General features: G+C 37.6%; 16 protein-coding genes and 1 other annotated feature (1 of these 17 running past the window's edge). Of the genes, 13 read left to right on the forward strand and 3 right to left on the reverse strand.

Features of this window, described 5'->3' with window-relative positions; all coding sequences use genetic code 11:
- Nucleotides 1-72 (forward strand) — a binding site (T-box leader); it begins 217 nt to the left of the window's first position.
- 148 nt (nucleotides 73-220) lie between these two features.
- Complete coding sequence (locus ACIGHG_RS04965) at nucleotides 221-1,567, forward strand: amino acid permease (RefSeq protein WP_336473180.1); 1,347 nt, start codon at nucleotides 221-223, stop codon at nucleotides 1,565-1,567.
- A gap of 91 nt (nucleotides 1,568-1,658) precedes the next feature.
- Here the strand turns inward: ACIGHG_RS04965 and ACIGHG_RS04970 are convergent, their stop codons facing one another.
- From ACIGHG_RS04970 to ACIGHG_RS04980, 3 genes are all read right to left on the reverse strand, one after another.
- Nucleotides 1,659-2,189, reverse strand: a complete 531-nt coding sequence (locus tag ACIGHG_RS04970) for a DinB family protein (RefSeq protein WP_336473181.1) — start codon at nucleotides 2,187-2,189, stop codon at nucleotides 1,659-1,661.
- A 128-nt stretch (nucleotides 2,190-2,317) separates the two neighbouring features.
- A complete protein-coding gene (locus tag ACIGHG_RS04975) occupies nucleotides 2,318-3,385 on the reverse strand; it encodes a M24 family metallopeptidase (RefSeq protein ID WP_396547415.1) in 1,068 nt (355 codons plus the stop codon).
- 250 nt (nucleotides 3,386-3,635) lie between these two features.
- Complete coding sequence (locus tag ACIGHG_RS04980) at nucleotides 3,636-5,345, reverse strand: Rqc2 family fibronectin-binding protein (RefSeq protein ID WP_396547417.1); 1,710 nt, start codon at nucleotides 5,343-5,345, stop codon at nucleotides 3,636-3,638.
- A 104-nt stretch (nucleotides 5,346-5,449) separates the two neighbouring features.
- On the opposite strand from ACIGHG_RS04980, the gene ACIGHG_RS04985 reads away from it, so the two are divergent.
- The 12 genes from ACIGHG_RS04985 to ACIGHG_RS05040 all read left to right on the forward strand — a co-directional run bounded on the left by ACIGHG_RS04985 (nucleotide 5,450) and on the right by ACIGHG_RS05040 (nucleotide 19,008).
- Nucleotides 5,450-8,170, forward strand: coding sequence for a calcium-translocating P-type ATPase, SERCA-type (locus ACIGHG_RS04985; protein ID WP_396547418.1), 2,721 nt, complete (start codon nucleotides 5,450-5,452; stop codon nucleotides 8,168-8,170).
- A gap of 97 nt (nucleotides 8,171-8,267) precedes the next feature.
- Nucleotides 8,268-9,143, forward strand: coding sequence for a YicC/YloC family endoribonuclease (locus tag ACIGHG_RS04990; protein WP_396547420.1), 876 nt, complete (start codon nucleotides 8,268-8,270; stop codon nucleotides 9,141-9,143).
- A 66-nt stretch (nucleotides 9,144-9,209) separates the two neighbouring features.
- Nucleotides 9,210-9,473 carry an extracellular matrix/biofilm regulator RemA gene (gene remA, locus ACIGHG_RS04995; protein ID WP_020059206.1) on the forward strand — a complete coding sequence of 88 codons (264 nt, stop codon included), beginning with the start codon at nucleotides 9,210-9,212 and terminating at the stop codon, nucleotides 9,471-9,473.
- Nucleotides 9,474-9,486: 13 nt separating this feature from the next.
- Nucleotides 9,487-10,104, forward strand: a complete 618-nt coding sequence (gmk, locus tag ACIGHG_RS05000; RefSeq protein ID WP_090912682.1) for a guanylate kinase — start codon at nucleotides 9,487-9,489, stop codon at nucleotides 10,102-10,104.
- Nucleotide 10,105: 1 nt separating this feature from the next.
- Complete coding sequence (gene rpoZ, locus ACIGHG_RS05005; RefSeq protein ID WP_090912684.1) at nucleotides 10,106-10,318, forward strand: DNA-directed RNA polymerase subunit omega; 213 nt, start codon at nucleotides 10,106-10,108, stop codon at nucleotides 10,316-10,318.
- Nucleotides 10,319-10,641: 323 nt separating this feature from the next.
- Nucleotides 10,642-11,847: a bifunctional phosphopantothenoylcysteine decarboxylase/phosphopantothenate--cysteine ligase CoaBC gene (gene coaBC, locus ACIGHG_RS05010; RefSeq protein ID WP_336473185.1), complete on the forward strand. Its 1,206-nt coding sequence runs from the start codon at nucleotides 10,642-10,644 to the stop codon at nucleotides 11,845-11,847.
- Nucleotides 11,844-14,249: a primosomal protein N' gene (gene priA, locus ACIGHG_RS05015; RefSeq protein ID WP_396547424.1), complete on the forward strand. Its 2,406-nt coding sequence runs from the start codon at nucleotides 11,844-11,846 to the stop codon at nucleotides 14,247-14,249. Before coaBC ends, priA begins: the two co-directional genes overlap by 4 nt.
- A 140-nt stretch (nucleotides 14,250-14,389) precedes the next feature.
- Nucleotides 14,390-14,866 carry a peptide deformylase gene (gene def, locus ACIGHG_RS05020; RefSeq protein ID WP_090912690.1) on the forward strand — a complete coding sequence of 159 codons (477 nt, stop codon included), beginning with the start codon at nucleotides 14,390-14,392 and terminating at the stop codon, nucleotides 14,864-14,866.
- A gap of 16 nt (nucleotides 14,867-14,882) precedes the next feature.
- Nucleotides 14,883-15,827: a methionyl-tRNA formyltransferase gene (gene fmt / locus ACIGHG_RS05025; protein WP_396547426.1), complete on the forward strand. Its 945-nt coding sequence runs from the start codon at nucleotides 14,883-14,885 to the stop codon at nucleotides 15,825-15,827.
- Entirely contained in the window at nucleotides 15,824-17,158 is a 1,335-nt protein-coding gene (gene rsmB, locus ACIGHG_RS05030) for a 16S rRNA (cytosine(967)-C(5))-methyltransferase RsmB (RefSeq protein WP_090912694.1), read from the forward strand. The genes fmt and rsmB overlap by 4 nt, the downstream gene beginning before the upstream one ends.
- A 4-nt stretch (nucleotides 17,159-17,162) precedes the next feature.
- Nucleotides 17,163-18,251, forward strand: coding sequence for a dual-specificity RNA methyltransferase RlmN (gene rlmN / locus ACIGHG_RS05035; RefSeq protein WP_090912696.1), 1,089 nt, complete (start codon nucleotides 17,163-17,165; stop codon nucleotides 18,249-18,251).
- A 4-nt stretch (nucleotides 18,252-18,255) separates the two neighbouring features.
- Nucleotides 18,256-19,008 (forward strand): Stp1/IreP family PP2C-type Ser/Thr phosphatase, encoded by a 753-nt coding sequence (locus ACIGHG_RS05040; protein ID WP_090912699.1) that lies wholly within the window; start codon nucleotides 18,256-18,258, stop codon nucleotides 19,006-19,008.
- Nucleotides 19,009-19,011: the final 3 nt, after the last annotated feature.

Raw genomic sequence — 19,011 nt, forward strand, 5'->3', positions numbered from 1 at the left:
AGAGAATGAAGAGATTGACATATAGGATTTGTCAATAATTAGGGTGGTACCGCGAATAAAATCGTCCCTACTGATTAATTTCAGTAGGGATTTTTTATTTACCTCCACTAAGTACCAATAGTGATGTAAAGGAGGTGAATAGCTATGGAAGATGGCTATTACTATGTAAAATTACTTGCAAAACAATTTGAAAAATTAGGAACAGAAAGAGGAGAACAGAATGAAGAAAGATGGTTTAAAGAAAGAGTTATTACCTAGACATGTGCAATTTTTAGCGTTAGCGGGAATGATTGGTACGGGTATTTTTAAAGGTAGTGGAGATACTTTAGGGATTGCCGGGCCTGGTGTAATTATTTCGTACTTACTTGGTGGATTATTAATGATGATTGTTATGGTGGCTTTAGCTGAAATGGCTGTTGTTTATCCAAATCATAATGTTCAACATTTAGTTCATAAGGCTTTTGGGTTTCATGTATCATTTGTCGTTGGATGGCTATACTGGATTAACTGGACGCTTGTTACAATTGTAGAAATATTAGCTGCAGGCTCTTTTTTACAATTTTGGTTTTCGAATGTACCTCTTTGGTTACTGAGTGCTATTTGTGCGCTTTTAGTTGTGGGAATTAACAGTTTTCAGGTGAAATTTTATGGCGAAATGGAATTTTGGTTTGCTAGTATAAAAATTTTGGCACTTATATTATTCATCCTTTTAGGCGGAGCAGTCTTATTTGGACTAACGAGTTTTGCTCCATCGACACCAACGGAACATTTACTTGGGCATGGGGGATTCTTTCCAACTGGTATTAAAGGGGTATTTAGTGCTTGTTTTATTGTAATGTTTTCATTCGGAGGATCTGAGTTAATAGGGGTAGCAATTTCTGAGACAAAGGACGTTGAAAAGGTTTTACCTAAAGTGATAAAGGGTGTTGTTTGGCGCGTTATCATATTTTATATCTTGCCCATTACAATTATTGCGGGATTAATACCTTGGAATAAAGTTGCAGGAAATGAAAGTCCGTTTATACAAGTAATGAATGCTATTGGTATCCCAGGTGTTGCACACATCATGAATTTTGTTTTATTAACTGCAGTTCTTTCAGCTGCGAATTCAGGAGTTTTTGCTACTTCCAGAACAATGGTTGCGCTAGCTGAAAAAGGAGAAGCGCCAAAAATATTGAAACAGACTGCGAAATCAGGTGCACCAATCATTGCAATCGCTTTTAATGGCTTATTATTATTGATAGGGGCAGGACTAGCATTCTTTGCTCCAGATAGTATTATCAGAACAATGATGACAATTCCAGGATTTACAATGTTATTGCTTTGGTTAAGTATTTGCTTTGCACAACTTAAATTACGTCCAACTTATTCAACAATGCCTAATTTTAAAATGAGTTTTTTTCCAACTACGACTATTATTGGAATCGTAGGATTATGTATTATTTTCATAGGTTCAACGTTTAGTAATGGAATTTCAGTCGGAACAGTGGTTTGTTTTACAACTTTAGCAATTTTAAGTGGTTTTGCTTTACTTAAAGGACGGAATAGAAAGAAGACACACAATTAAAGCATATAAGTTAAATCCATGAAGGGATAAATCAAAGCCACAACAAAAAGCTGTACTATTTCACGTATACAATAATACAGCTTTTTGTATATTATTTTACGGAATGAGCTTGTTGCATTTTTTTAATAATTCGTATTTGTCCGCGATGACTTAACTCGTCTTCAAATACATGAAACCATTTGAAATAATTGTTTGCTGGTTTATCATACCAAAATGTAGTTGTTTTAAATAACCATTCGTTTGGAAGTGATTGAAATGTAGCGATTGTTTTCTCGCGCACTTCTTGTAATGTATTGATGTAGAAGTCTAATGGCTGGTTTTTAATTTTCTCGCGTCCAAGATTACCTAGTTCAACACCTGGTAACCAGCGTTCTAGTTCTTCCTCTGTCGGTTCTCTGTCTTCAAATGTATGAATTTGATAATAAAATTCGATAGCCGCCATGTGATACAGAAGCATACCAATTGAATTTGTATTTTCATCATATAAATAGTCTAATTCCTCAATTGTTAAACCTTGGACAGCCTGTAGTGTCGAGAAACGTGCATAGTTCATCATTGAAACAAGTTTAGAAAAATCATCGCTTAATCCATCAATTTTATCAATTAAAAATAAATTCTCCATAGAAATCCCCCTGTTCTGAAAAACCGACCTATACTTAATTTCTCCAAATAGGAAGAGATTCCTGTTTTTATGTCGATTTTTTAACTTGTATTTATATAATGAACAGTAGGGGTGAAGAAAGTTTCACTTTATCCTAAAACAATAAGTTCTCTATTCGCATGTGTAATCACTTCATACCCAGTTTTCGTCACGACAATATCATCTTCAATTCTGCAACCGCCAAAGTTTGGGATATAAATACCTGGTTCTACGGTTACAACCATTCCTTCTAACAGTGTGTCTGTACTGTCTTTTGATAATCGAAGAGGTTCATGAAGTTCTAATCCAATTCCATGGCCTGTTGAATGACCGAAGTATTCACCGTAGCCATGTTCAGTAATGTAATTTCTTGTAACGTCATCGATTGTTTTTGCCGACTCACCTGGGCGGATTGCTTCAGTGCCGCGTTTTAAAGCTTCAAGTACAATGTTGTATATCTTTACAAATTCTTTAGAACAACTGCCAATTGCAACAGTGCGCGTTAAATCCGAGCAATATCCGTTATAAAGTGCACCAAAGTCTAATGTAACAATATCACCGTCTTCAATGATTTTACTTGTAGCTACCCCGTGCGGGAGAGAAGAGCGAGTACCAGACGCTATGATAATGTCAAACGATGAAGAGGAAGCTCCTTGTTTTCGCATGAAAAATTCTAATTCATCTCTTACATCGTGTTCGGATACGCCAGGTTTTAGGAAAGTTGTAATATGCCCAAAGGCATCATCTGCGATGCGAGCGGCAATTTTAATCATTTCGATTTCAGACTCTTCCTTTACGGTACGAATCGTCTCGATTACTTCATCTACATGAACAAGTTTGACATTTATATAATTTTGCAACGCTGTGTATTGTTTTAGCGTCATGTTATTTTCTTCTATACCTAGTTTTTTAATTTGTAATCTGTCTACTTGAGCGGCAATTTCTTGTTCTATGTTCCCTTTGTGCATAATAATTTCTGCTTCATGTACTTGTGCTTTCGCTTGATCTGTATAACGGAAATCTGTAATAAATACTGCATTTGTAGGGGAGATTAAGACAACTCCAGCAGTACCTGTAAATCCAGTTGTATATCTGCGATTTTCTTTTTTTGTAATAAGTAATCCGTCTATTCCATATTGATGTAGCTGTTTTTGTATTTTTTTAATTCTTGAATTCATTTTAATTCCTCCCTTTCATCCCCTTACATAAAGCAATAATAATGCCAACATTTTGTATAAGGGGGAAAGTTGTTTATGTAGCATGAATAGGGAGTAAAGTTCTGCTGAGAAAAGAGTTTCGCTAAATCTCTGTCAAATAATATAGACACACAAGGTGATTTTGTGTCTATATTATTTGACAAAAAAATGATTGTGTAAAAAATGAACGAAAAAGAGATGATTACCCTATTGTAATCATCTCTTTTTATCTTTAAGCCTTTAATTTCATCACCGTGTCTGCATCTGGCGTTACATATACTGTTTGTTGATTATCGTACGTCACAAACCCAAGCTTTGCTCCGCTCGGCTTTTTCACATGACGAATTTTCGTATAATCGACTGGAACTGAGCTCGATTCTTTTGCCTTACTAAAGTAAGCAGCAAGCTTTGCTGCTTCAATTAATGTCTCGTCGCTTGGCTCTAATGAACGAATGACTACGTGTGATCCTGGAATGTCTTTCGTATGAAGCCAAATTTCATCTCGGCGTGCAAGCTTACTTGTTAAATAATCGTTTTGTTTGTTATTTTTTCCGACTAAAATCTCTGTTCCGTCACTTGCAATATATTTGTCTAATATAGGTTTCGCAGGTTTCTTCTTTACATTTTTCGCTTTGCGATTCCGCATATATCCTTCTTCAGCTAGTTCTTCGCGAATTTCCTCAATATCTTTAGAAGAAGCAGCTTCCATTTGTTGTAATAAGCTGTCAAAGTAAAAGATTTCTTCGTCTGTTTTTTCGATTTGTTCTTCAACGATTGCGATGGAATTTTTTGCTTTTTGATATTTTTGGAAATAACGCTGTGCATTTTCTGATGGTGTGCGCAGTGGATCTAAAGTAATTTTTACAGTGCCGCTATTTTCATCATAGTAATTGATAACTTCAATTTCTTTGTCGCCTTTTTTCATTGCGTACATATTAGCAGTAAGCAATTCACCAAATAGTTGATATTTATCTGCTTTTCTCGCGTCCTCTAACGTTTTTTGTAATTTAATCACTTTCTTTTCATTTTTTGCTTTTTCATTTTGCATAAACCGCTCTAAATCATGGGCCTGTTGCTTTACGCGGTCACGCTCTGCTTTTCCAAAGAAGAATCGATCTAGTAATTCACTGACAGATGAGAATGCTTTCTCTTCACCTTTTAAGTGTGAAAGTGGGAATAAATAAAAGAATTCTTTCCCATTTGCTACAATCATCGAAGGCGTATACTGATGTTGTAAGAGCGGTTTTTGTAGTGTGAAAAATGCTTCAGATAATGCATGCTCATTCACCATGCCAGCCTTTGCAACTACTTCTTTTGCAAATAATGGAGAGATTCCTATAAAAGCTCCTACGAGTTGTTTATCCATATTTCCTGATAAAAAGTCGAGCGGTCGAATAAATTCTTCTTGCGTTTCAATTTGCAAGGGATTGATTTTCTGTTGCGTTGGCGGTGCAATATATTCAGACCCGGCATATACAGTGCGGTGACGGTTTACCGCTAAAGAAACGTGTTTTAAACTATCCAAAATTATATTTGTTTTGGAGTCTACTAAAATGATATTACTATGACGCCCCATGATTTCAATAATTAATGTTTTTAATGATTCATCACCAATTTCATTGCGGCTGCGAATTGTAATTCGAATCATCCGTTCTAAATCAATTTGTTCAATTTTTTCAATGAATCCACCTTCTAGATGTTTGCGAAGAAGCATGCAAAACATTGGCGGTAATGCAGGGGAGTCATAATTTTGTGTTGTTAGATGCATCCGTGCATATGTTGGGTGTGCGGAAAGAAGTAATTTTTGATTTTTTCCGTTTGCCCGAATATGTAATAAAATTTCATATTTTGATGGTTGATATATTTTTGAAATTCTTCCTGTTTGAAGAGAATTTGCAATTTCATGTGTGATTGCTCTTGTAAATAATCCATCGAATGCCATGTTAAACACTCCTTTCTCACTAAAAGTTAATTATAGCATTTTTTCGGACGAGGCTGAATAAGCTTTCATTAGAGCATGTCTGCAATCAGGAGGTAGATGGCGAGATGAATTGGTATGAACTGCGTGCACATGAAGTTGAAGAGCGAACGAATACAAATGTAAAAACAGGATTGACGGAGCAAGAGGTGGGAATTCGGTTGAAAAAACTAGGCCCAAATGAATTGCAAGAAGCAAAACGGCCTTCTGCACTTCTTGTGTTCTTGGCGCAATTTAAAGATTTTATGGTACTTGTTTTGTTTGGAGCAACGGTTATTTCTGCTTTTTTAGGAGAATATGTTGATGCAATTGCGATTGTAGCAATTGTTATTATTAATGGCATTCTCGGGTTTTTTCAAGAGAGAAAAGCAGAAAAATCACTGGAAGCATTAAAAGAGCTTGCCGCCCCGCAAGTAACTGTACTTCGAAATGGGAAGTGGATGAAAATTCCTTCGAAAGGTCTTGTACTTGGAGATATTATTAAATTTTCAAGTGGAGATCGTATCGGTGCGGATGTACGTCTCATTGAAGCTTCAAGTCTATATATTGAAGAGTCAGCATTAACCGGAGAATCAGTGCCGGTCCAAAAGAAAATGGATGTTCTGCATGGTGCTGATATTTCAATTGGTGATCAAACAAATATGGCATTTATGGGAACGATGATCACGAGAGGATCTGGTATTGGAGTTGTTATTGGAACAGGGATGAATACAGCAATGGGACAAATTGCAAATATGCTGCAAAACGCACAGCAAAATGAAACACCATTGCAGAGAAGACTTGAGCAGCTTGGGAAAATTTTGATTATTGTTGCATTAATTTTAACGGCACTCGTTGTATTAGTTGGTGTTTATCAAGGAAATGAAATGTATCATATGTTTTTAGCGGGTGTTTCGCTTGCTGTTGCAGCGATTCCAGAAGGGCTGCCAGCCATTGTAACAGTAGCACTCTCACTTGGAGTTCAACGGATGATTAAGAAAAAAGCAATTGTAAGAAAGCTACCTGCGGTTGAAACATTAGGGTGTGCATCTGTCATTTGTTCAGACAAAACAGGGACAATGACACAAAATAAAATGATGGTCACACATGTATGGTCGAGTGGTGAAACGTGGAATGTAACGGGGCAAGGCTATGAACCAAAAGGTGAATTTATGAAGGGTGATAAGAAAATAAATCCGACAGCGGCTCGCTCTTTATATCAGCTTCTCACATTTGGATGCTTATGTAATAACGCAAATATTGTAAAAAAGAAAAAAACATATGTATTAGACGGTGATCCGACAGAAGGTGCACTCGTTGCAGCAGCAATGAAGGCTGGTATTTCAAGAGAAGGGGTAAAGGATCAATTTGAGGTCATTCACGAATTTCCGTTTGATTCAACGAGGAAAATGATGAGTGTAATCGTTCGTGACAAGGCAGGGAAAAAATTTGTGGTAACAAAGGGAGCACCTGATGTTTTATTACAAATGAGTCAGACCATTTTATGGGGAAATAAACAGCAGCCATTAACAGAATTGTATCGAAATGAAGTACAAACGGCGATTCATCATTTAGGAAGTCAAGCACTTCGTACAATTGCAATTGCTTTTAAACCATTAAAAACAACGGATCACCTGCAAAGTGAACGAGAAGCGGAACAAGATTTAATGTTTATTGGATTGCAAGGAATGATTGATCCGCCAAGACCGGAAGTGAAGCAAGCGGTACAAGAATGTAAAGATGCGGGTATTAAAACAATTATGATTACAGGAGACCATAAAGTAACAGCGATGGCAATCGCTGAGCAGCTTGGGATTTTGTCACATGGTGGTCGCGTTGTAGAAGGAATCGAACTTGCAAACATGTCGATTGAAGAATTGGAAGATATTGTTGATGAAACATATGTCTTTGCACGTGTTTCTCCGGAACATAAATTGAAAATTGTGAAGGCGTTGCAAAATAAAGATCATATTGTGGCAATGACCGGTGATGGTGTGAACGATGCGCCTGCTATAAAAGCAGCTGATATTGGTGTGGCGATGGGGATTACTGGAACAGACGTTGCGAAAGAAGCATCATCTCTTGTGTTATTAGATGACAATTTTGCAACTATAAAAGCAGCAATTAAAGAAGGAAGAAATATTTACGAAAACATTCGTAAATTTATTCGTTATTTATTAGCGTCTAATGTAGGGGAAATTTTAGTTATGCTATTTGCAATGATATTAGCATTGCCCCTGCCGCTCGTACCCATTCAAATATTATGGGTGAATTTAGTAACAGATGGTTTGCCGGCCATGGCGCTCGGACTTGATGCAGCAGAAGGTGATGTGATGCGAAGAAAACCGCGCCATCCAAAAGAAGGGGTCTTTGCGAGAGGGCTTGCATGGAAAATTGTGAGCCGTGGTTTTTTAATTGGTGCGATGACACTCTTAGCATTCATTATTGCATACAATCAACATCCGAATGAATTAAAGTATGCGCAAACAGTTGCGTTTGCAACACTTGTTTTAGCTCAGCTTATTCATGTGTTTGATTGCCGTAGTGAACATTCTGTCTTTCACCGTAACCCATTTGGAAATATGTATTTAGTAGGAGCAGTAATTATTTCGATTTTACTCATGCTAGTAGTGATATATTATCCGCCGTTGCAACCGATTTTTAGTACGATGCCAATTCAAGCGAGAGATTGGCTCTTGGTTGTTGGGCTCTCTTCTATTCCGACATTTTTATTAGTAGGATCTTTACTAACTGGGAAGTCTGAAAAAAAGAAACCAATTGTATATAAAAGAGGTGTAAACTTGAAATAGTAAATGAGATAAAAGTGTGCTATAATTTTAAAAGGTAGTAGAGTAGAATCTCTATTACCTTTTTCATTGAGGAAGATCATGGCTTGGATGTGATAAAATGATTTCGAGTATGACAGGTTTTGGACGCGCAAAAGTAGAAAGTAATGCGTTTCAAATTACAGTAGAAATGAAGTCGGTCAACCATCGTTTTTTAGAGATGAACATTCGTCTTCCGAAGCAAATGATGGTGTTCGAGGATAAAATCCGCAAATTAATTGCAGAACAAGTAGGCCGCGGACGTATTGAAGTATCGATTATTGTTGAAGGACAAGGACTCATTGAACGGAAATTACGCGTGGATTGGTCCCTTTTAGAGCAATATAAGCTCATTATGGAAGAAGCGAAGGGAAAATTTCAATTACAGGATCCGATTACATTACAGCAGCTTATTGCTATGCCGGAAGTGACAGCAATTGAAGAAGTTGAAAATGTAAATGAAGCGTTTGAACATAGTTTGTATGAAGCGGTTTGCTGTGCTGCTAGTATGTTAAAAACGATGCGTGATGGTGAAGGGGAACGACTGCATAAAGATTTGGAGCATCGTTTACAAGGAATTTACGCGTGTGTGCGTGCCATTGTCCCATATGCGCCGTCAGTTATTCAAAAATATCGTGAGCGCTTAGAAAACCGTTTGAAAGAATTACATAATCAAGAATTAGAAGAACAACGATTACTTACAGAGATAGCGGTATTTGCAGACCGCTGTGATATTCATGAAGAATTAGTTCGTTTGCAAAGTCATTTAGAACAATTTCAAGAGGCGCTGCAAAGTCAAGAGCCAGTTGGAAGAAAGTTGGATTTCATCGTACAAGAAATGCATCGTGAAATTAATACAATTGGTTCAAAAGCAAATGACTTAACAATTTCAAAATATGTTGTTGAAATGAAAAATAATCTTGAAAAAATTCGTGAACAAGTACAAAATATTGAGTAGCTGTCAATTGTATATGAAGTTATACGAGAGGGAGAAATCGGATAGACTTACTAGGAGGCGCAAATTATGGCCATGCGGTTTTTAAATATTGGATATGGAAATATCGTATCAGCACATCGAATTATTTCCATTGTAAGTCCGGAATCAGCACCGATTAAAAGGTTAGTGCAGGAAGCTCGTGAACAAAACGTGCTGCTTGATGCTACCTATGGTCGAAAAACACGAGCAGTGATTGTTATGGATGATGGGCATATTGTATTAAGCCCAATACAACCGGAAACAATTGCACATCGGTTAAACAATAAAGAAGATTTAAGTGACGAAGGGTAGGTTTAACATATATATGAGAAGTAGAAGAGGGTTGCTCATTGTTCTTTCAGGGCCTTCTGGTGTTGGAAAAGGAACAGTTCGAAAGGAATTGTTCAGTAAAGAAGATACAAATTTACAATATTCTATTTCTGTAACAACGCGTAAACCGCGTGAAGGAGAAGTAGATGGTGTTGATTATTTCTTTAAAACGAGAGAAGTGTTTGAAGAGATGATTCGTAACAATAAACTGCTTGAATGGGCGGAGTTTGTTGGAAACTATTACGGAACACCAATTGATTATGTAGAGCAAACATTGCAGCAAGGGAAAGACGTTTTCTTAGAAATTGAAGTGCAAGGTGCAATTCAAGTAAAGAAAGCTTTTCCAGAAGGAGTATTTATCTTTTTAGCTCCTCCGAGTTTATCGGAACTAAAAAACCGCATTGTGGGCCGTGGTACAGAAACAGAAGAAGTAATTCAAAATCGTTTAACAGTAGCAAAAGAAGAAATCGAAATGATGGATGCTTATGACTACGTAGTAGAAAACGATGAAGTAGAACTTGCTTGCGAACGTATTAATGCAATTGTGGTAGGTGAACATTGTCGCCGTGAGCGAGTAGCAAAATATTATAAAGAAATGACGGAGGAAATGTAATATGTTAAACCCATCTATTGATTCATTGTTACAAAAAATTGATTCTAAATATACGCTAGTAACAGTAGCTGCAAAACGTGCTCGTGAAATGCAAGAGCATAACGATTGCAGTGTTGAACAACCAGTATCGCATAAATTTGTAGGAAAAGCGTTAGAAGAAATTAATGCGCAATTATTAAACTACGAACCAAGTGAAGATAACAACCATAAATAAAGCTTTTTTTTTCGACAAATAGAGGCATAGATACTATACTTTTCTATGTAACAGTAACAACCTATTTACAAGTAGGTTGTTATTTTTTTACGATATAGATAAGTGAAAAAACCAACATAAAAGCTTTCTTATTAGATGGGCGAGAGCATCTGGCCATGCATAGAAGCGGTCAGGGCCTTTTCCTACCACATGCGAGGTTTTAAAACAAAGGGAGAAAGCAAGTGGCGGTCATGTTGTATTCTGCATAGCAGAGATCTATATGTCGAAAAATCAAAATGGATTCATATAGGACTAAGTTTCATAAAAGAAAGAGGACGAGGCTTATGCTAAAAGGGAAAAAAATACTTTTATGTGTCACAGGAGGCATTGCTGTATTTAAAGCAGCTGCGCTCACAAGTAAATTAACACAGGCAGGTGCGCTTGTGAAAGTGATGATGAGTGAATCGGCAATGAAGTTTGTTACACCGCTTACGTTTCAAGCGCTTTCTCGCCATGATGTATACACAGATACATTTGATGAAAAAGATTCAGCAGTTATTGCTCATATTGATTTAGCAGACTGGGCTGATATTGTTCTTGTTGCACCGGCGACAGCAAACATTATTGGTAAATTTGCAAATGGTCTTGCCGATGATATGGTTTCAACGACGCTTCTTGCAACAACGGCTCCAGTGTGGATTGCACCTGCGATGAATGTTCATATGTACGAAAATCCAGTTGTCCAAAAAAACATGCAAACGTTAAAACAGTTAGGTTATACATTTATTGAGCCTGGAGAAGGCTTTTTAGCTTGCGGATATGTTGCCAAAGGCCGATTAGAAGAACCAGAAAATATTGTGTCAATGTTAGAAATGCATTTTTCACAAGAGAAGCCGCTTCAAGGAAAACGAATATTGGTGACAGCAGGTCCGACACGTGAAAAAATTGATCCAGTTCGTTTTATGACGAATTTTTCTTCTGGGAAAATGGGATATGCACTTGCGGAAGTTGCGGCAAGTCTTGGTGCAGAAGTCATTCTTATTTCTGGTCCAACGGCGCTAACGCCCCCTGCGAATGTAACGACAATACAAGTACAATCTGCACAAGATATGTTAGAGGAAGTTTTACATCATTATGCCAATATGAATGTTGTAATCAAAACAGCAGCAGTAGCGGATTACCGTCCAAAGTTTGTATACGATGAGAAGATGAAAAAGAAAAGCGGCGATACAGTTATTGAATTAGAAAGAACGACAGATATTTTGAAAACATTAGGTGAGAAAAAGGAACATCAATTACTCATTGGTTTTGCAGCAGAAACAACAAACGTTGAAGAGTATGCAACGAAAAAATTACGCGAGAAAAATGCTGATATGATTGTTGCCAATGATGTAAAAGCAGAAGGGGCAGGATTTGGTACGGACACAAATATTGTGACGATGTATAAACGAAATGGTGCCGTGGTTGAATTGCCGCTATTAACAAAGCTGGAAGTAGCGAGAGAAATTTTACTACATGTTGAAAGAATGCTGGAAGAGGATCCTGCATGAAATTTGCAAGTGTAATTGTCGATGTTCCAGCAAGGCAAACGGATAGGCCATTCGATTATATTATTCCTAAACGTTGGGAAGATCTTGTTCAAACGGGTATGCGAGTCGTTGTTCCATTTGGACCGCGAAAATTACAAGGATTTGTCATCGGGATAAAAGATACAGTAGATGTAGATGTAAATAAGTTAAAAACATTGCATGAATTGTTAGACGTTACACCTGTATTAAATGAGGAATTGTTGCAGCTTGGAAGTTGGCTTACAGAAGAAACGCTTTGTTTCACAATTTCAGCATTCCAAGTTATGTTGCCAACAGCAATTAAAGCGACATATAAAAAACAGCTACGTCTTCATAGACCGGAAGACGTAGCGGCCAATGTGAAATTGCTCTTTCAAGGAAAAGAAAGCATCGATTGGAATGTGCTTGATGAACAACCACAGATGTACCGTGCAGTGCAAACAGAAATTGCAAAAGGGAATGTAGAAGTTGTTTATGAAGTAAAGGATAAGGCGCAAAAGAAAAAACAAAAAATGATTCAACCTGTTTTGCCTCATGAAGAATTAGAGGAAACGGCCTTTCGTCTAAAGAGTAAAAAGCAGCAAGATGTATTGTATTATTTCATGGAACACCATCAGTCCGTACCGTTAAAAGTAGTAATGGAAGAATTGCAAATGACTGATGCTCCCATTAAATCTCTTGTGAAAAAAGGTTTGTTAGCTGAAAAATATGTGGAAGTATACCGGAATCCGTATGATGATGATGCTTTTGAGCGTACAAAACCATTCCCGCTTACAGAAGAGCAACGACAGGTGATTACACCGATCTTAACTTCTATTACAGAAGAGCAGCATGAGACGTTTTTACTGTACGGTGTCACAGGAAGCGGAAAAACAGAAGTTTATTTACAGTCAATTGAAGAAGTGCTTAGAAAAGGAAAAGAAGCCATTGTACTTGTACCTGAAATTTCGTTAACGCCGCAAATGGTGGATCGTTTTAAAGGGCGTTTTGGCTCGCAAGTTGCAGTTCTTCATAGTGCATTGTCTGTTGGGGAAAAATATGATGAATGGCGTAAAATCTTACGGAAAGAAGTTAAAGTAGTTGTAGGGGCGCGTTCAGCAATTTTTGCACCATTTGAGAATTTAGGAATTATTATTATTGATGAAGAACATGAATCGAGTTACAAACAAGAGGACAATCCACGCTACCACGCACGTTCTGTTGCAATTCGGCGGGGAGAATATCACAATTGTTCTGTTGTATTAGGAAGTGCTACACCTACACTAGAATCGTTTGCTCGTGCCCAAAAAGGTGTATATACACTTCTTACGATGACAAAACGGATGAATGAACAGGATTTGCCGGCAGTTGAGATTATTGATATGAGAGAAGAGCTTCGTGATGGCAATCGTTCGATGTTTTCTCAGCTTCTTCATGAGAAGATAGCGGATCGATTAGAGAAAAAAGAACAAATGGTGCTTTTTTTAAATCGAAGAGGACATTCGACATTTGTTATGTGCCGTGATTGCGGATATGTCGTGCAATGCCCGCACTGTGATATTTCACTTACATATCACAGAATGAATAACCGCTTGAAATGTCATTATTGTAGTTATGAGGAAAATTTGCCGAATGCTTGTCCTGCTTGTAATAGTACCTATATCCGCTTCTTTGGAACAGGAACACAAAAGGTTGAAGAGGAAATTACAAAATTGTTTCCAGAAGCACGCGTTATTCGAATGGATGTGGATACGACAAGTCGTAAAGGGATGCATGAAAAGCTTCTGAAGTCATTTGGGGCAGGCGAGGCAGATATTTTACTTGGAACGCAAATGATTGCGAAAGGTCTTGATTTTCCAAATGTGACGCTTGTAGGTGTATTGACAGCAGATACAATGCTGCATTTGCCGGATTTCCGGGCAAGTGAAAAAACATATCAACTTTTAACACAAGTAAGCGGTCGAGCTGGACGTCACGAACTTCCAGGAGAAGTAGTGATTCAAACGTATACGCCTGAACACTATAGTATAGAATTAGCAAAACAGCAGAAGTATGATATATTTTTTGAACGTGAGATGTATATGAGGAAAATGCGGCAATATCCACCATATTATTACGTTGCATTAGTTACAGTATCTCATCCGGAATTGTTAAAAGCAGTGCAGGTAACAGAGAAAATTGTTGGTTTTTTAAGACAACATTGTTCACAGCAAACGATGATCTTAGGTCCGGTTGCTTCGGCAATTCCTCGTATAAAAGATAGATATCGCTACCAATGCATGATAAAATACAAACGGGAACCAAACTTAAAGTACGTGCTTAAAATGGTAAATGAACATTATCAAGCAGAAATGCAAAAAGACTTGCAAATCTCAATTGATTTTAATCCAACTATGTTGATGTAGTAGAACTGAATTTAGAGGGAAATGGATAAAATAAAGTGGAACATTTACAAGTAGGGAGATTAATCATCAGTAAGGAGTGCCCTCATTGATGGGAGTTTCACTTTATTTCAATCTGATTGTATGTTGAAAAGGAGAGCAGTATGGCAACATTAGAAATAGTAAAACATCCAAATGAAGTATTAGAAACGCCGTGTGAACGTGTTATAAATTTTGATAAAAAGTTAGTGAAGCTTTTAAAAGATATGCACGAAACGATGTTAATTGCGGATGGTGTTGGATTAGCAGCGCCGCAAGTTGGTGTAAGTCTGCAAGTTGCTGTTGTAGACATCGATGATGATAACGGGAAAATTGAATTAATTAATCCTGTTATTTTAGAACAACGTGGTGAACAAGTAGGTCCCGAAGGCTGCTTAAGTTTTCCGGGGCTTTTTGGTGATGTAACACGTGCTGAGTATATTAAAGTACGTGCCCAAAATCGCCGCGGGAAAGTGTTTTTATTAGAAGCAGACGGCTTTTTGGCCCGTGCAATTCAACATGAAATCGATCATTTACATGGTGTGTTATTTACATCTAAAGTAACGCGATATTATGAGGAAAATGAATTAGAAGAGATGTAAAAGGAGAGTTTTTTAAATGGTGAAAGTTGTATTTATGGGAACACCGGACTTTTCAGTGCCGGTGCTTCGTCGTCTTATTGAAGATGGATATGATGTGATTGGTGTTGTGACACAGCCTGATCGTCCGGTAGGTAGAAAAAAGGTGTTAACCCCAACGCCTGTGAAAGTTGAAGCAGAAAAACATGGTATTCCGGTGTTACAACCGTTAAAGATTCGTGAAAAAGAGGAATATGAACAGGTGTTGGCATTAGAGCCGGACTTGATTGTGACAGCTGCATTTGGACAAATCGTACCAAATGAAATTTTAGAAGCGCCGAAATATGGATGTATTAATGTTCATGCTTCGTTACTTCCAGAACTTCGCGGTGGTGCACCTATTCATTATTCTATTATGCAAGGAAAAGAAAAAACAGGCATTACAATCATGTATATGGTTGAAAAATTAGATGCTGGTGATATTTTAACGCAAGTAGAAGTGGAAATTACAGAACGTGAAACAACCGGCTCGTTATTTGATAAATTAAGCGTAGCTGGAGCTCATTTATTATCTGAAACGGTTCCGCTTTTAATACAAGGAAAGTTAGAACCAATTAAACAGAATGAGGAAGAAGCAACATTTGCTTATAATATTAAACGTGAGCAGGAAAAGATTGATTGGACGAAAACAGGAGAAGAGATCTACAATCATATTCGGGGATTAAATCCTTGGCCAGTTGCTTATACGACATTAGCAGGACAAGTTGTAAAAGTATGGTGGGGAGAAAAAGTTCCTGTAACAGAGAAAGCTGAAGCGGGAACAGTTGTTGCAATTGAAGAGGATGGTTTCGTTGTGGCAACAGGAAATGAAATGGCAATTAAAATTACTGAGTTGCAACCGTCTGGTAAAAAACGTATGGATTGTTCACAATTTTTACGTGGAACAAAACCTGAAATAGGTACGAAGTTAGGAGAAGACGCATGAAACAAAATGTTCGTGAATTAGCTCTTGACGGTTTAGTGCAAGTTGAAAAAAGCGGCGCATATAGCAACTTGCTTTTAAATAACCTTATTGAAAAAAGTAGCATTGATAAAAAAGATGTTGGATTGTTAACTGAAATTGTATATGGAACAATCCAAAGACGTGATACACTTGATTATTATTTACAGCCGTTTTTACGAAAAAAGATTGAACTATGGGTAAAAGTATTGCTTCGTCTCTCTTTATATCAAATGTTGTATTTAGATCGTGTTCCAGAGCGGGCAGCCATTCATGAAGCAGTTGAAATTGCGAAGCGTCGTAGTCATAAAGGAATCGCCGGACTTGTGAATGGAGTACTTCGTTCGATTCAGCGTGAAGGTGTTCCATCGCTAGATGAGATTAAAAGTCCAGAAAAGCGCCTTGCTATTGCAACTAGTCATCCAGAATGGCTTGTAAAAGAGTGGATAGAAGCGTACGGAATTGAAACAGCAAGGCAAATGTGTGAAGTAAACTTACTCCCGCCAGTTCCGACAGCCAGGGTTAACGTAGCAAAAGCGTCTGTAGAAGCGGCGCTCAAAATGTTAGAAACAGAAGGAATTCAGGTAAAGCGTGGCGATTTATCGGAAGATGCGATTCAAATTGAAAAAGGGAATGTAGCTCATACAGAAGCATTTCAAGAAGGAGTGTTATCTATCCAAGATGAAAGTTCTATGCTTGTAGCTCGTGCGCTTGATCCAGAAGCAGGAGAGATAATTCTTGATAGCTGCGCTGCTCCTGGTGGGAAAACGACGCATATTGCTGAACGTTTAGGAGGAACGGGAAAAGTTATTTCTCTTGATTTACACCCACATAAAGTGCGTTTAATTCAGCAGCAAGCAAAGCGCCTTCAACTAGAGAATGTAGAAGCAAAAGCACTTGATGCACGGAAAGTGCAAGAGCATTTTGAACAAGAGAGCTTTGATAAAGTATTAGTAGATGCCCCTTGTTCTGGATTTGGGGTAATTCGCCGTAAACCAGATATTAAAATGGGAAAACAAAAAGAAGATAGTGAAAGACTTGCCAATATTCAACTATCCATTTTAGAAAAGGTAGCGCCTTTGTTGAAAAAGGGAGGGCGCCTTGTTTATAGTACGTGTACAATTGAGAAAGTAGAAAATGAACAAGTAATAGAGCAGTTTTTACAATCACATCCTGAATTTGAATGGGATACAACGGTGAAAGAACGACTGCCAAAAGCTGTGCATCCGTATGTAGTAGAAGGTGGATTGCAAATTTTGCCGCATTACTTTGCAACGGATGGATTTTATATTGCTTGTTTAAGAAAGAAGGTGTAGCATCATGGAAACAACTGTGAAAAAACAAAAAAAAGAATTAGAAGAAAAAAAACCATCTATTTACTCCTTGCAGCTTCATGATATGGAACAATGGTTAAAAGAACAAGGAGAACCTAAATTCCGTGCCGGTCAAGTTTTTGATTGGCTATACAAAAAAAGAGTAACAACTTTTGAGGATATGTCAAACCTTTCTAAAGGATTGCGTGAAAAATTGTCGAATTCCTTTGATATTACAACTTTAAAAACATTAGTAAAACAAACGTCTTCAGATGGAACGATTAAATTTTTATTTCAACTGCATGATGGCTATTCTATTGAAACAGTATTAATGCGCCATGAATACGGAAATTCAATTTGTGTGACAACACAAGTTGGCTGCCGAATTGGCTGTACGTTTTGTGCATCAACACTTGGCGGTTTAAAACGTAATTTAGAAGCTGGTGAGATTGTTGCACAAGTTGTCGAAGTACAACGTGAGTTAGACGCTACAGATGAGCGTGTCAGCTCTCTTGTCGTGATGGGAATTGGAGAACCATTTGATAATTATGATAGTTTAATGGCGTTTTTACGCATCGTGAATCATGAAAAAGGACTTCACATTGGAGCGCGTCATATGACGGTATCAACAAGTGGGATTATCCCGAAAATTTATAAGTTTGCGGAAGAAAACATACAAATTAATTTTGCGGTTTCTTTACATGCTCCAAATACAGAGCTACGTTCAAAATTAATGCCAATTAACCGAGCGTACAAGCTGCCAGATTTAATGGAAGCTATTAAATATTATACTGAAAAAACAGGGCGCCGTGTTACGTTTGAATATGGCTTATTTGGAGGAGAAAATGACCAAGTCGAACATGCTGTAGAATTAGCTCAGCTGTTAAAAGGTGTAAAATGTCATGTTAACTTAATTCCAGTTAACTACGTACCAGAACGCGATTATGTGAGAACGCCGCGTGAACAAATTTTCTTGTTTGAAAAAACATTAAAAGATCGTGGTGTTAACGTAACAATTCGTCGTGAACAAGGTCATGATATTGATGCAGCCTGCGGTCAATTGCGTGCAAAGGAGCGCAAAGAAGAGACGAGGTGAGATAATGAAAACCGTGTTTCTATCTGATAAAGGGAAGGTTCGTCAACATAATGAAGATAGTGCAGGAGTATTTCATAATTTAGATGGAGAGGTTTTAGCTGTTGTAGCAGATGGAATGGGAGGTCATCGAGCAGGCGATGTTGCTAGCTCGATGGCAATCCAATTGTTCCATGACTATTGGAAACAAACGTATAATATGGATACGCCTAAAAAAGCAGAACAATGGTTACATAATCATGCTCAAATTATTAATGAACGAGTATATAAATATTCTGGAGAACATCCAGAATGTAGTGGAATGGGGACAACAATCGTTGCTGCTATATGTACGGATACTTTTGTTACGATTGGTCATATTGGAGATAGTCGCTGTTATATGTTATCAGATGATTATATGTCACTTGTTACAGAAGATCATTCCCTTGTAAATGAACTCGTTCGGCATGGAGAAATTTCAAAAGAAGATGCCGAATATCATCCTAGAAAAAATGTTTTACTTAGGGCACTTGGTACGGAAGAAACCGTTATATTAGATGTGAAAACCTTAGTATTAGAAGAGGGAGATCAACTGTTACTCTGTTCGGATGGGTTATCTAATAAAGTTGCAATGAGTAATATGCAAGAGATTTTAAAATCTGATGAGCCTCTGCAAGCAAAAAGTGAGCAGCTTGTGCAGCTTGCAAATGATTTTGGAGGGGAAGACAATATTACTCTTGTCATTATTGATTATGCGGACTCGGCGAACGAAAGTAGGTGAATG

The sequence above is a fragment of the Bacillus sp. NPDC077411 genome (assembly GCF_044543425.1).
GTDB classification, from domain to species: domain Bacteria; phylum Bacillota; class Bacilli; order Bacillales; family Bacillaceae_G; genus Bacillus_A; species Bacillus_A bruguierae.

Coding starts and splice junctions, on each gene's coding strand:
- rsmB (WP_090912694.1), top strand. CDS start 15,824: ATGAAACAAAATGTTCGTGAATTAGCTCTTGACGGTTTAGTGCAAGTT.
- ACIGHG_RS04980 (WP_396547417.1), bottom strand. CDS start 5,345: ATGGCATTCGATGGATTATTTACAAGAGCAATCACACATGAAATTGCA.
- ACIGHG_RS04990 (WP_396547420.1), top strand. CDS start 8,268: ATGATTTCGAGTATGACAGGTTTTGGACGCGCAAAAGTAGAAAGTAAT.
- rlmN (WP_090912696.1), top strand. CDS start 17,163: ATGGAAACAACTGTGAAAAAACAAAAAAAAGAATTAGAAGAAAAAAAA.
- ACIGHG_RS04985 (WP_396547418.1), top strand. CDS start 5,450: ATGAATTGGTATGAACTGCGTGCACATGAAGTTGAAGAGCGAACGAAT.
- coaBC (WP_336473185.1), top strand. CDS start 10,642: ATGCTAAAAGGGAAAAAAATACTTTTATGTGTCACAGGAGGCATTGCT.
- ACIGHG_RS04965 (WP_336473180.1), top strand. CDS start 221: ATGAAGAAAGATGGTTTAAAGAAAGAGTTATTACCTAGACATGTGCAA.
- remA (WP_020059206.1), top strand. CDS start 9,210: ATGGCCATGCGGTTTTTAAATATTGGATATGGAAATATCGTATCAGCA.
- fmt (WP_396547426.1), top strand. CDS start 14,883: ATGGTGAAAGTTGTATTTATGGGAACACCGGACTTTTCAGTGCCGGTG.
- ACIGHG_RS05040 (WP_090912699.1), top strand. CDS start 18,256: ATGAAAACCGTGTTTCTATCTGATAAAGGGAAGGTTCGTCAACATAAT.
- def (WP_090912690.1), top strand. CDS start 14,390: ATGGCAACATTAGAAATAGTAAAACATCCAAATGAAGTATTAGAAACG.
- ACIGHG_RS04975 (WP_396547415.1), bottom strand. CDS start 3,385: ATGAATTCAAGAATTAAAAAAATACAAAAACAGCTACATCAATATGGA.
- ACIGHG_RS04970 (WP_336473181.1), bottom strand. CDS start 2,189: ATGGAGAATTTATTTTTAATTGATAAAATTGATGGATTAAGCGATGAT.
- priA (WP_396547424.1), top strand. CDS start 11,844: ATGAAATTTGCAAGTGTAATTGTCGATGTTCCAGCAAGGCAAACGGAT.
- rpoZ (WP_090912684.1), top strand. CDS start 10,106: ATGTTAAACCCATCTATTGATTCATTGTTACAAAAAATTGATTCTAAA.
- gmk (WP_090912682.1), top strand. CDS start 9,487: ATGAGAAGTAGAAGAGGGTTGCTCATTGTTCTTTCAGGGCCTTCTGGT.